Genomic DNA, 14,233 nt, shown 5'->3' with positions numbered 1-14,233 from the left:
CAAAATCCTTGCTCTTGTAAGAGCTATTATGATTAACAAGCGACTACTCATAAAAAACTTATTAGCTCATAACGATGAGAATAGTTTTTATGACAAGAAGCGAAAAATCAACATCAGTACCAAAGAAGGAAAAGGGAAATTCTTAAAACATATCTGCGCCTTATCTAATAGCAACCCAAAAAACAACTCTTATATTGTTATTGGCGTACAAGATGAAGACAATAAAATTATTGGTGTCGATTTTTTTGACGACAGTAAAATTCAAAACCTTATTAATGCCTACCTCGCAAATCCACCTATTGTTCAATACGAAAACATTCCGTTTCCACACCTACCAGAGCACAAAGTAGTTGGTCTGGTAACCATTAGACCTATTGACAGTATTACTTCGCTAAGAAAAAACATTTGGAAATATTATGGTGGTTCTGTGTTTTTTAGGGATGGCAGCATAAGTATGCCTAAAGTCTTTAATATTGAAATTAAAGATGTCAATTCTAAAATCGTGGCAGCTATAGAAAACCATGCACAGAATAATATTGAACTCACCCTAGACGGTGTTTTCGATTTTATGAATAAACGCCAAGATTTTAATCCGCAATACAAAGTATTTAAAGAATATTTTGTGCTGTGCTGGTCTGGCGCAAAAAAACAGGTTGAAGACAAGACCTTCTTCTCTAGAGTTGATATTAAATTAATTAACGAACAAGTGCTTTTGTTTTATTCAGCATTAGATGATGTTTCAATCACCTATACTGAAGATTCTTTTAGAATAATTGAATATGTAAGACTGGGATTGTATAAATCTTATAAGTATTATAAACTTGAAGAAAAAACGATACGTTTTAGTGACAACGTTAATTACACCATTGAAGCTAAGTTAATATTTAAACCGCCACAATATGACAAAAAAGTGCTACATCATATCTATAATGCCAATAATGCACTCTTAAAAAAGCTTGAAAAGAAAAGCCCCTTAAATCAAAATGAAAATGAAGATTTAAAAAGTTTAGCCGCAAGTTACCTTATTTGTTACCTCAACGGTTTTGATGAAGCATTACCAAAACTTGAATATGCAAAACCCTTCATAAAAAAACACAACACAAATCTTTATAACTCTTATAAAGAAACCATTAGGATTCTAAGAAAAGTAAAATACAGCTAGTTTGTCGGAAATAATGATTTTTTCATCAGGATATTAACGCATTTAATCGGAAGCCTTATATAAACAGTACTGATTATACATTTTTTTCTACCATTCATCATTAATTTTACTCATCAATCAAAATATTAACCATATTTGTACTGCTATTAATCAATTATTAAACCTTGTTTCTAATGAGCCGAAAAGCTAAAATTGAAACAAGGTTTTTTTTATCTCAATATAGAATCACCTATTCTGCAGGTTAAAATTCATTAATAAAATCACTTACAGAAAATCTAAGGGCTTGGGTTGACCAGAAATAATGCCTTTAGTAGAAACTCCCATCCATTGGGAAAGTATTGTTGCATATACAGACCTAAAATCGATATTATATTTTAAATCCCCATTAGCATCTAAATCACTCAAACTGGAAAGCTCATTATAAAATCCGGCTGTCTTCAAGTTTTTCCCAATAACAAACACATTGTTAGCAGAACCATGATCTGTTCCGTTTGCTGCGTTTTGGTTTACACGTCTTCCAAATTCCGAAAAGGTTAAAATCAACGTGTCTTTAAATGTACTACTGCGCTTTAAATCACTCACAAAAGCAGAGACACTTTCTGCGTATTGCGTTAATAATCGGGTTTGTTTGTAATCTTGATTAGCATGTGTATCGAAACCAGCCAAGGACGTATAGAACACCTTAGTGTCTAATCCAGAATTAATGAATTGTGCCACATTTTTGAGTTGACCAGCAAATCCATTTTGAGGATAGCTTTTCTGCGAGGATTTCACCTTTGTATTCTCATAAATATAGTTGGCTGACGATTTAGCTTCAATCATCGTTTGGTACAAATACCCTAAGTTATGTTCGCTTAAATGCGCATCATTATAATGATTAAGAACATTTTTAAAATAAGGATCTTTGGCGGAGTTATGAAGCGTTTTATAATTGCTAGTGGCAATGCCATTAAAATGTTCACCTTTCATAGCTAAACTAAGTTGCTCGTCCATTTCCATAGCATTATATGGCTTTTTACCATGCTGATCTAAATAACGTCCCAACCAACCACTTTGCAAATACTCATCTGATTCACTTGCGGTTTGCCAAATATCCATAGACCTAAAATGTGAGCGTACCGGATTAGGATAACCAACGTTATTAATAATAGATAATTCGCCATTATCAAACAAAGACTGTAACGGGCTTAAACTTGGATGAAAACCCAAATCGTCATTCAATTTTATAATGTTTTTAGAAATCGCTAATCGCGGTCTTGCGTTGTAATATAAATCGTTATTATATGGAATTATAGTATTTAAGCCATCATTTCCACCAGCCAATTGCACAATGACTAAGCGTTTATAACCCAATCGTTCTGACGGCAAAGATTCAAATGCTTTCACAAAATTAGGAACAAAAAATAAGCTGCTCACTAAGGCTGAATTCTTAAGAAATTTTCGTCTGTCCATAATTAACACATTTGATATTCTGGTAATGACATGAGTTGAATGCAGTAAGCTTGTTTAGAAGATTTATCAAGTGCTTTTATATAATCTAAAGTGCCTTTGTTAATCGTTCCTTGAATGATATAATCTTGAAGGTTTTCAATATTTGTATATTTAAAATTTTCTAGAAACACCTCCCAATTCGGTCGTGTTTTAAAAGGTAATTTTTGTTTCTTATTCTTGGTGAATTGCTTTCTGAAATCACCATTTTCACCTAAAGCAATAAATCCATTATTTAATACAACAGAAGGTAATTTTAAGCGAATCATAATTGTATTGGCATCAATCCATGCTTTGTCACCTTTCCAACCCGCTACATTTGGTGGGTCCAATAAGGTTTGCCCCAATATTCTTTGAATTTTTAGGAGGTCTTTATCATTTTCAAATGTCACAGGAACCGTAGTTGCTAATCCTACCACATATTCTATTGGCGATTTTATTTTGGCACCTCTGTTTACTTCATCATAAAACCAATCAGAAAGAAACACAAAACGCATTAAGTTCTCAATATTATAATCTTTAAAAAATACCTCAGCCATAGCGTCAATATGTTTTTTGTTTGGCTTTGGGTTTACAAAATAACGGTAGATTTTATCTGAAACGAACCGCGCACAACGCTTATCTGATAAAATGATATCTATAATGTCGTCACCATCATGTTTTCCTATCCTGTTAAAAAACAACTTTGACTCATAGTCATGTTGCAACTTTCTAAAAATAAAATTGCCTTCAAAATCATGATTATAACCTGTAAAAGCACGTGCACTTTCTTTAATGTCTTTTTCAGAATATTCACCTTCTCCAAGCGTAAACAATTCCATCAACTCGCGTGCAAAATTTTCGTTTGGCTTATTTTTTCTGCTTTGTTTCCCATTTAAATACCTCAGCATGGCGGCTTCTTTAGAAATGGCTTTTACAAAATCTTTAAAATTCCCTAAAGCAAAATACCTCAGCGTATTGTTGTATTGCTGGGCATATAATGGGTTTCGCTCTCTACACACAAAATGATTGGCCCAAAAAAGTGTCATCCGTTCACGAAGTAATTCTTTAGGATTAAATAGGCGTTTTACCCATGCATTGTTTAGCTCTAAGATCTTCTTTCTACCCTTTTGATTAATCTCTTTTTTTAATTCTGGATAATTTTTTAAATCAATGGGCTTAATGCCATTCAGATAAGACAAGTCAATGTGAAGTGGTGTAAAAGTCTTAGAGTTTGCAAAAAAATCTTCAATAACTTGCGCTTTATTCTTAGGCATAGATTTGTACCTATTCGGATTAATACCGAAACCAGCGCGCCAATATAAATGTTGAAGTTCTTGCTGTGTCATATAAATAAGACTTACTCATTATCGAAAAGTTTAATTGAAGTGCATTCAAATAAACCCTTCTCATATAAAACGGCTTATGAGTCTAATTATTTCAAAACAACTACAGAACATCTAAAAAACAGACCTTTAATTTACAAAAAACGAGAAATTAAATCACGACTTCCAATGGTAAAAACAAGGCCTATACCTATAGTACTGTATTTTCCTTTTCTGAAGAAATCCTCTAGTTCAGATGGCACTCTAATATCGGTTTTACTCACATTATACCCATAATCGAGATAGACCATAAAATGTTTTGACAACTCATAATAAAGATATAATTCATAGCGATTTAACTTGGCCGAATCATGTTGTTCTGCAATATCAGACGCGCTAAATCCTGAATTTTTATAATTCAAATCACCATCTATAGCAATATTAAGACCTAGCCTTAAGTTTTCAGCTGGTAGAAATTCGTAACCTAAATAAATATAATTTTCAGCAATTCTAGATTTTCTATAACTCCCTAAAAGCTCTTGGTTTTTCACATCAAAATAGCTGGCTCCTGTTGCCAATCCTATAAATAAATGCTTATACACATACATTTGAACTTTAAAATCTATGCCTGACTTTCCGCTTAGACCTTCTCCCATAAAGTTATCACCACTTGCAAAAGGTTTATGACCTCCTATCGTTATAGCAAAAAAGCTTTGACGATCCTCTGAATCGAAAAACGTGTTGCTAGACTCGGATTGTGATTCACTTTCGTTAAGATTGTCTTGTGCAAAACCAACTGAAGCACACAAAAGCATACTAATAACTAAGCTCGTATTAATAAGTAAACGTAAAGTCATAGCTATCTTGATTAATTGTGATTATTTCAGTGATTTCAGGCTCATCATTTATAGAGTATGTAAACTCAACCACTTCGCCCAATGGAAGCCTAAATGACCATTCATTATCAGGATTGTTGTCATTGAGCAATTGGCCTATCACACGCTCTTGATAACATAAACTTTGATATTCATTGAGTGTTGTTCCTTCATAATATTCTAAACAAAAACCTTCAACATATTTAAAACTATATCTAAGCGTATTGGATTCACCACTTGTTTTAATCATATTATAATTAAAGGTGGCTGTTTTTTTTAAGCTTACTGTTTCCAGATTGAAAGTTAAATCTGTTGGCGTATAATTTATAGTGTTGGTTTTATAAACATAAGTACTATACTTGTCACCTCCATCAATTTCAATAGCAAAATCTTCATCTCCATCATATAGTGAAATAACAGAGAAAGCACCATCAGAATTACTGTAGCCTTCTCCTAAAATATACTGATTCTCTCCTTCATTGTAACTACTCCTTCTAGTTTGAACGCTAATTTTCACATCAGAAACAGGTAAGTTATTTTGATCAATTATGTTTCCTTCTACTAAAATCCTGGTATCGTCTTCTAGGTGAACCTCGCAACTCACTACTGTTAACAGCACACAGCACGATAAAAAGAATCTAATTAGTAGTTTCATAACATGAAATAGATTGGTTTTTAAGCAGATACAGTTCGTAAGAAAAGGTTGCGTCTTACAATGTTAAAAAAATAAAGCCATATCTTTCGATATGGCTTCATAATATTTATAAAACTTAACCTTAGTTTAAAGATCAAATTTAATGCCTTGTGCTAAAGGTAACTCATCAGAGTAGTTAACGGTGTTGGTTTGTCTTCTCATATAGACTTTCCATGCATCAGAACCAGACTCACGTCCACCTCCAGTTTCTTTTTCACCACCAAAAGCACCACCAATTTCGGCACCAGAGGTTCCAATGTTCACATTGGCAATTCCACAGTCAGAACCAGCATAAGACAAGAATTTCTCTGCTTCTTTTAATTCATTGGTCATGATTGCTGATGATAAACCTTGCGCTACGCCATTTTGTTGTTCAATCGCATTTTCAACATCTCCAGAATACTTCATGATGTATAAAATTGGTGCGAATGTTTCGTGCTGAACAATTTCATAATGGTTTTCAGCTTCTATAATTGCTGGTTTTACGTAGCAACCAGATTCGTAACCTTCACCTTCTAAAACACCACCTTCTACTAAAACGTTTCCACCTTCAGCTTTAGCTTTTTCAATAGCTGCTAAATACGTATTTACAGAATCCTTATCGATTAATGGCCCAACATGATTGTTTTCATCTAATGGATTACCAATTTTAATCTGACCGTACGCACCAACGATAGCATCACGCACTTTATCATAAACCGATTCGTGAATAATTAAACGACGTGTTGATGTACAACGTTGTCCACAAGTCCCAACAGCACCAAATACAGCACCAGGAACAACCACTTTTAAGTCGGCCGTTGGTGTAATAATAATGGCATTGTTTCCTCCTAATTCTAATAATGATTTACCAAAACGTTCTGCCACTGTTTTTCCAACAATACGTCCCATTCTTGTAGAACCTGTTGCAGAAATAAGTGCCATTCTAGGATCTGTTGTCATCATTTCACCAACTTTATAATCGCCATTGACGATACAAGAAATACCTTCTGGTAAGTTATTTTCTTTTAAAATGCCTGCGATAATATTTTGACATGCTACAGAACATAATAATGATTTTTCAGAAGCTTTCCATACACACACGTCACCACAAATCCAAGCTAAAGCAGTGTTCCAAGACCAAACGGCTACTGGGAAGTTAAATGCTGAAATAATCCCAACAACACCAATTGGATGCCATTGTTCTCTCATGACATGCCCTGGACGTTCCGATGGAATCGTTTGTCCGTTTAACTGACGTGATAATCCAACTGCAAAATCACAGATATCAATCATTTCTTGTACTTCGCCGTAACCTTCTTGCAAGGATTTTCCCATTTCATAAGAAACAAGCTTTCCTAGAGGCTCTTTTAAATCTCTTAACTTATTACTAAACTGACGTACAATTTCACCACGTTGTGGTGCTGGCACATCTCTCCACGTTTTAAATGCACTTGTTGCGGCATCCATCACTTTGTCGTAATCTGCTTTTGTCGTCGATTTTACTTTACCTATTAATTTTCCATCTACTGGTGAATACGATTCAATAATATCTCCATTAGAAAAATGGTTTGAACCTGTAGAAGTCCCTTCATTTATATCTTTAACCCCCAACTGCTCTAAGGCTTCTTTTATTCCGAAATCGGTAGCTACTGCTTCCATATTTGCTTATTTTTTATGAATTATTAAAATTTTATGCGAAGTTACTAATAAAAAGTTTGCTAGTCGAAACGCTACCTCCTTAAATTATGTAACTTTAATAACAGAAAATCAACCTTCTAAATTATGAAAAAACCATTTCTTTTACTATTCATTTTAGTTCTAACTTTTGCATGCAAAAACGAAAACAACGCAACCCCAATAGAAAACACTTCACCTAAAATAAAATTTGAAAAACCAGAATTCGCCATTGTCATCCATGGAGGAGCAGGCACCATTTTAAGAACTAATATGACACCTGAAAATGAAGCTGCCTACAAAGCAAAACTTGAAGAAGCTATAAGAGTAGGCTACAACATTTTAAAAGAAGGTGGAAGCAGTCTTGATGCGGTTGAAAAAACCATTACTATTATGGAAGATTCGCCACTATTTAACGCTGGTAAAGGCGCTGTTTTCACCAATGCAGAAACCAACGAATTAGATGCTTCGATAATGGACGGAAAAACACTAAATGCAGGAGCTTCAGCTGGCACAACAACGGTAAGAAATCCAATACATTTAGCACGTACAATTATGGACAAGTCAGAACATGTTATGCTATCGGGAAAAGGTGCTGAAACCTTTGCTGCAGAGCAAGGCTTAGAGCTTGTAGACCCGAGTTATTTTTATTCCGAAAACCGATTCAAATCATTACAACGTGCCAAGGACCGAGAAAAAGTAGAACTAGATCACGATGACCAAACAGCGTTTTACGACCCCACTATTAAAGATTCTAAATTTGGAACAGTGGGTTGCGTTGCGCTAGATAAAAATGGAAATTTAGCTGCAGGAACATCAACAGGAGGCATGACTAACAAACGCTATGGTAGAATTGGAGATGCCCCAATTATTGGATCTGGTACTTATGCTAACAATGCAACCTGCGCCGTATCGAGCACAGGTTGGGGCGAATATTTTATTCGTGCGCAAGTCGCCCATGATATTTCTGCTTTAATGGCGTACAAAGGGTTGTCATTACAAGAAGCTGCTCGCATAGTGATACACGAAAAAGTAGCCAAACTTGGTGGTGATGGAGGTATTATAGCGGTTGACAAAGATGGCAAAATGGTTATGGAGTTCAATACTGCTGGCATGTATCGCGCCACGATGAACGACCAAGGCGAATTAGAAATTGGGATTTATGAAAAATAAAACACAGCTTAAAAAGCTATATTCTTTACAGTTTAACATCATTATTATAAAAACAAATAAAACTAATCTTTACTAAAATAATCTCAATAATATTAACTCATTTGCACGCAATTCTTAAATTTAAGAGCAATTTAACAATTTAAACAAGTCTAAACCTTTAAAACTTAGCGTACTTATTTAACAAGAATGCACCTACTCAAAATTTTTTAAATCGTAGTTTTGCACTAAATCTATTAATCATCATGAACCTCAAAAAACACGTCATCCTACTTTTCATTATAGCCTTTGTATTTTCTTGTAAAGACAAACCTGTTGAAACTGATAACATCTTTAAATATCGCGATTATATTAGCTACACCTCATCAGGTTTAGTCTCTGTTGCCGACCCAATAAAAATTAGCTTATCAGATACGGTTAGCGGATGGGAGATAGACAAAAACCTACCAACAGAATTGGTTAAAATTACACCTCACGTTCAAGGCCAGCTTAAAGCCATGAACAATCATACCCTTTTATTTACTCCAGATGAACACTTAGATCCTTCTACCGAATACACCGTAAATGTTAAATTGAGTGACATCTACAAAGGCATTTCGGAAGAGTTTGAAGATTACACCTTTCAATTTAAAACCATTACACCAAGTTTTAACATCACCACTCAAAATTTACAATCATACAGTAAAGAATGGCAATATCTGCATGGGCAATTGCGCTCTGCTGATCTGATATCGCTCAAAAACGCCAAAAAATTAGTATCTGCCTCACAAAGCGCAAAAACATTGAATTTAGTATGGAATGAAGCTACAGAACATGCAAAATTCTTTGAGTTTAAAATAGACAGTATTAATCGACTGGTGGAAGACAGTAAGATTGATATCCAATGGAACGGAAAAGCAATAAAAGCGGACAACAAAGGGGAAAATTTCATCACTATTCCTGGAAAAAATAACTTTACGATTATAAAAACTGAAGTGTACCAAAGTCCGGAACAATTTTTATCCTTAAACTTTTCTGATCCTTTATTAAAACAACAAAATTTTGATGGTTTAGTATCACTTCACGGCGCCAACACGCCTAAATATGTTGTAGATGGCAATGTACTACGCGTTTACCCAGGCACTAAATTAGCTGGAGACATTCAGGTTGATGTGTTTCAAGGCATCAAAAGCACTGATGGTTTTAAATTGAAAAAACCATTCTCTGAGCTCATAACTTTTGAGGAATTAAAGCCAGAAGTAAGACTCATTAGCAATGGCAGCATCCTTCCAAATTCAAATAACTTAAAATTCAATTTTGAAGCTGTTAATTTGAGTAAAGTCGATGTAAGAATTATCAAAATATTTGAAGATAATGTTTTACAATTCTTACAAAACAATACGCTAACAAGCGGTAACGAACACGCCATAAAACAAGTGGGACGTCGTATTGCCAAAGAAACGATAACGCTAATTCAGGACGAAAATCAGAATACCGGAAAATGGAAAGCCTACAGCATCGATTTATCTAAATATCTCAAAGCCGACCCTGGCGCCATTTACAGAGTAGAATTAAGTTTTAAAAAGGACTATTCGCTTTATGACTGTGCTTCAAATGCAGAAACAACAAGTGTTGACGAAGACGATTATTACGATGACTATTACGACGACGATTATTATGCTACAGAAGATATTTCTGAAGAAGAAGAAAACTTACTTGAAGAGCGCTATTGGGATAATTTAACCTACAACTATAGAAATACCAATTACCGCTGGAGAGACCGAGACAATCCATGTACCGATTCTTATTTTAACTACGGAAACCGTACAGTAGCCCAAAACTTAATTAGCTCAAATCTTGGTGTTATAACCAAACAAGGTGCTGATAACACTTACTTATTTGCAGTTACTAATATTCTTAATACCAGCCCTGAAACTGGCGTAAAAATTACGTTATACAACTACCAGCAACAAGAATTAGCCAACGGTATTACCAATAAAGAAGGCATGCTAAAAGTTGATGCCCAACATAGAGCCGCTTTTGCCATCGCCACAAAAGGTAGTAATGTGAGCTATATAAAGTTACAAGATGGATTATCGCTATCCTTAAGTAAATTTGATGTTTCTGGAAACAAATTACAACGTGGACTTAAAGGCTATATCTATGCAGAACGAGGAGTTTGGCGCCCTGGAGATAGTTTATTTTTAACTTTTGTATTAAATGACAATGCTAACAAACTACCAAAACGTCACCCTGTAAAATTAGAAATTACAGACCCTGTTGGCAAATTGGTCTATAGAAAAATATCGATTGACAATCTAAATAGTTTTTACGATTTTAAAGTACCAACCTCAACCGATTACAAAACCGGAAATTATAGTGCCAAGGTATCTGTCGGTGGTGCAACATTTTCAAAAGGTTTAAAAATTGAAACTGTAAAACCCAACCGATTAAAAATTAAAATCGATTTTGAAGACGAAACTCTAAGTCACAACAAACCACTTCAAGGCGACCTCAACGTTACTTGGTTACACGGTGCTCCCGCCAAGAACTTAAAAGCTGAAATTAAAGCAAAGTTCACCTCAACCAGCACCACATTTAAAGGCTATAAAAACTATATTTTTAACGACCCTACGCGAACATTTAATTCTGAAGAAACCAATGTATTTGAAGGAAATTTAGATGCCGAAGGTAATGCGACCATCAATTCTGAATTAAATATCGGAAAAAATGCTCCTGGTATGTTAAACGCTCAATTTTTAATACGTGCGTTTGAAAATGGTGGTGATTTTTCACTAGATGCCTTTACCATGCCTTACGCACCTTATGAAAGTTTTGTAGGTCTGCAATCACCAAAAGGCAATACCTACGGTTCATTTTTTACAGATGAAAATCACACCTTTGATATCGCGACAGTAACAGCCGAAGGCCAACCCATAAAAAGAAAAAATTTAGAAGTCAAAGTCTATAAAATTGAATGGCGTTGGTGGTGGAATTCCTCTTACGACAATTTATCAAGCTACGTATCGAGTAATTACCACAGGCCTGTTCAATCCTTTACAGTGGATACCGATGCGAATGGAAAGGCTAATTTTAAACTTAAAATTCCTGAAAACGAACGCGGTCGCTATTTAATTAGAGTGGTTGACCCAGTAAGCGGACACGCCACAGGAAGAACAGCTTATTTCTATAAAAACTGGTGGTCTACAAATCCTTCAGGCAATAAAGAAGCCGCTAAGATGTTAGTATTTTCAACGGACAAAGAAAAATATAATGTTGGTGAAACTGCTAAATTAACTTTCCCTTCAGGTTCAGAAGGTAGAGCTTTAGTCAGCATAGAAAATGGTTCAGAAGTGTTGCAACATCAATGGGTAAAGACAGCACCAGGCGAAACCACAGTTGATATTCCTGTAACTTCAGAAATGGCACCAAACGTCTTCATTAATATTTCGTTATTACAGCCGCATGCCATTACCTCAAACGATTTACCAATTCGTTTATACGGCGTAATTCCTATGATGGTTGAAGACCCAGCAACTAAACTAACACCAGAAATTAAGATGCCAGATGTCATTCAGCCTGAGCAATCTTACGAGATAGAGGTCTCAGAGAAGAATAACAAAGCTATGACCTACACCATTGCTGTTGTTGAAGAAGGCCTATTAGATTTAACACGTTTTAAAACTCCAAATGCATGGGACAGCTTCTATGCGCGTGAAGCATTAGGCGTTAAAACTTGGGATATTTTTGATGATGTTGTTGGGGCGTATTCTGGTAGTATTGACCAAGTTTTCGCTATTGGTGGTGATGGCAATGCAGCAGCCGGTAAAAATAAGAAAGCTAACCGTTTTAAACCTGTGGTAACATATTTGGGTCCTTTTCTTTTAGGCGAAGGCAAAACCAAAACACACCAACTTAAAATGCCAAATTATATCGGTGCCGTAAGGGCGATGGTGGTGGCTGGCAACAATACCACGGAAGCTTATGGAAGTGCCGAAAAATCAGTACATGTTAAAAAACCACTGATGGTCTTAGCAACCTTACCTCGTAAATTGAGTCCTGGCGAAAAAGTAACACTTCCGGTCACGGTTTTTGCGATGGAAAACAAAGTAAAAAACGTCAACTTATCCTTAAAATTAAGCGATGGGATTACAGTAAAAGGCGCATCTACACAATCACTTAGATTTGATAAACCTGATGAAAAAATGGTTTATTTTGAATTGGATGTAACCAAAGCCAAAGGCATTAATACCGTTGAAGTCATAGCCACAGGACATGGTGAGAAATCAACTTACAAAGTTGAAATTGATGTAGAAAACCCTAATCCATTTACAACTCGTGTTATGGACTATGAGCTAGAAGCGAATGAAAAACAGACTATAGATGTTAGCACCTTTGGTGTTTCAGGAACAAATTCAGCTACGGTAGAATTTTCAACCTTACCTCCTATGGATTTTACAGGACGATTACAATACCTTATTCGTTATCCACATGGTTGCCTAGAACAAACTACATCTAGTGTATTTCCACAATTATTCCTAACTGATATTTTCGATTTAACAACTAAAAAGAAGCAAGACGTTCAAAAAAATATTGAAAATGGTATTAAGCGCTTAGGTAATTTTCAACAAGCTAACGGTGGCATGAGCTATTGGATGGGTGAAAGTTCGGCCAATGATTGGGGCACAAGCTACGCAGGTCATTTTATGATTGAAGCTGAGAAAAAAGGCTTTGTATTGCCGTTAACCTTTAAAAGCAATTGGATAGCCTACCAAAAACAAGCCGCTCGAAATTGGCGACCTAGTTACCGCGTCTATCATTCCGATTTAGCACAAGCCTATCGTTTATACACCTTGGCTTTAGCAGGAAGTCCAGATTTAGCAAGCATGAACCGATTGCGAGAATTTGAAGAGATTTCTAACGAAGCCAAATGGCGTTTAGCAGCAGCTTATGCCTTAGCAGGCCAAAAAGAAGCCAGCGATGCGATTTCTAAAACGGCTAATATCGATTTTCAACCTCCAAAATCTAATTATTATACCTACGGTTCGGTGGATAGAAATAGAGCAATGGCTTTAGAAACCATGATTATCACAGAAAATCCTAAAGCGAGAGCTTTAGCAAAATCTATAGCAAAAGATTTATCGAGTGACCAATGGATGAGCACGCAAACCACAGCTTATAGTTTATTAGCTATGGGGAAAATGGTGATTAAAAATGGCGGAAAAGATTTAAAATTAACCTACAGTGTTAATGGAACATCAAAAACGATAACAACTAAAAATGCTATTGCACAACGCAATATCCCTGTAAAAGATGGCAGCAATCAGCTATTAATCACTAACGCCAAAGATAATTTGGTTTATGTACGCGTTTTAAACACTGGAAAATTAAAATTAGGTGAAGAATTAGCAGAACAACGCGGCTTTACAATTTCAACGATTTACAAAGATTTACAAGGCAATAAAATTAATGTTAGTAAACTACAACAAGGTCAAGATTTTGTAGCAACGGTTAGCATTTCTAACTTAACGAATGATAATGTGCATGATGTGGCACTGACACAAATTTTTCCTTCAGGTTGGGATATTGTAAACACAAGATTTACCGACTTTGGTAATACAACCGTAAGCCAAGCGAGATATACTGATATTAGAGACGACCGTGTGAACTTTTATTTTGATATGAATAAGAAAGGGCAACATGGCACCAAAACCTTTACCGTTTTATTGAATGCGTCTTATTTAGGTACGTATTACTTACCAGGTTCACAAGCTGAAGCTATGTATGATAATGATTATTTAGTCCGAAATAAAGGGCAGTGGATAACGGTTGAGAAGTAAGCTCATAATACCAGTATAGGCCTTACTATATTAATTAATATTAAACAATTTAAGACCTTGCAGGT

Annotated in this window: 8 protein-coding genes; 3 read left to right on the top strand and 5 right to left on the bottom strand. The window is 35.3% G+C overall.

Annotated elements, in window-relative coordinates:
- Nucleotides 1-28 precede the first annotated feature (28 nt).
- A complete protein-coding gene (locus HM982_RS09240; protein WP_179352876.1) occupies nucleotides 29-1,162 on the top strand; it encodes an ATP-binding protein in 1,134 nt (377 codons plus the stop codon).
- A gap of 264 nt (nucleotides 1,163-1,426) precedes the next feature.
- Here the strand turns inward: HM982_RS09240 and HM982_RS09235 are convergent, their stop codons facing one another.
- The 5 genes from HM982_RS09235 to amaB all read right to left on the bottom strand — a co-directional run bounded on the left by HM982_RS09235 (nucleotide 1,427) and on the right by amaB (nucleotide 7,164).
- Nucleotides 1,427-2,614, bottom strand: coding sequence for a DUF1501 domain-containing protein (locus HM982_RS09235; RefSeq protein WP_179352875.1), 1,188 nt, complete (start codon nucleotides 2,612-2,614; stop codon nucleotides 1,427-1,429).
- A gap of 2 nt (nucleotides 2,615-2,616) precedes the next feature.
- Complete coding sequence (locus HM982_RS09230) at nucleotides 2,617-3,978, bottom strand: DUF1800 domain-containing protein (RefSeq protein ID WP_179352874.1); 1,362 nt, start codon at nucleotides 3,976-3,978, stop codon at nucleotides 2,617-2,619.
- A 131-nt stretch (nucleotides 3,979-4,109) separates the two neighbouring features.
- Nucleotides 4,110-4,811, bottom strand: a complete 702-nt coding sequence (locus tag HM982_RS09225) for a hypothetical protein (protein WP_179352873.1) — start codon at nucleotides 4,809-4,811, stop codon at nucleotides 4,110-4,112.
- A complete protein-coding gene (locus tag HM982_RS09220) occupies nucleotides 4,789-5,484 on the bottom strand; it encodes a hypothetical protein (RefSeq protein WP_179352872.1) in 696 nt (231 codons plus the stop codon). Before HM982_RS09220 ends, HM982_RS09225 begins: the two co-directional genes overlap by 23 nt.
- 126 nt (nucleotides 5,485-5,610) lie before the next feature.
- Nucleotides 5,611-7,164, bottom strand: coding sequence for an L-piperidine-6-carboxylate dehydrogenase (amaB, locus tag HM982_RS09215; protein ID WP_179352871.1), 1,554 nt, complete (start codon nucleotides 7,162-7,164; stop codon nucleotides 5,611-5,613).
- A gap of 123 nt (nucleotides 7,165-7,287) precedes the next feature.
- On the opposite strand from amaB, the gene HM982_RS09210 reads away from it, so the two are divergent.
- Both HM982_RS09210 and HM982_RS09205 read left to right on the top strand, forming a co-directional pair.
- Nucleotides 7,288-8,352 carry an isoaspartyl peptidase/L-asparaginase family protein gene (locus HM982_RS09210; RefSeq protein ID WP_179352870.1) on the top strand — a complete coding sequence of 355 codons (1,065 nt, stop codon included), beginning with the start codon at nucleotides 7,288-7,290 and terminating at the stop codon, nucleotides 8,350-8,352.
- Between the two features lie 242 nt (nucleotides 8,353-8,594).
- Nucleotides 8,595-14,168 (top strand): alpha-2-macroglobulin family protein, encoded by a 5,574-nt coding sequence (locus HM982_RS09205; RefSeq protein WP_179352869.1) that lies wholly within the window; start codon nucleotides 8,595-8,597, stop codon nucleotides 14,166-14,168.
- Nucleotides 14,169-14,233 lie beyond the last annotated feature (65 nt).

Origin of the sequence: Winogradskyella vidalii (assembly GCF_013403955.1) — a bacterium.
Classification (GTDB): Bacteria; Bacteroidota; Bacteroidia; order Flavobacteriales; family Flavobacteriaceae; genus Winogradskyella; species Winogradskyella vidalii.
Note: the sequence above shows the minus strand (reverse complement) of the source record. Positions and strands in the feature narration are given on the sequence as shown.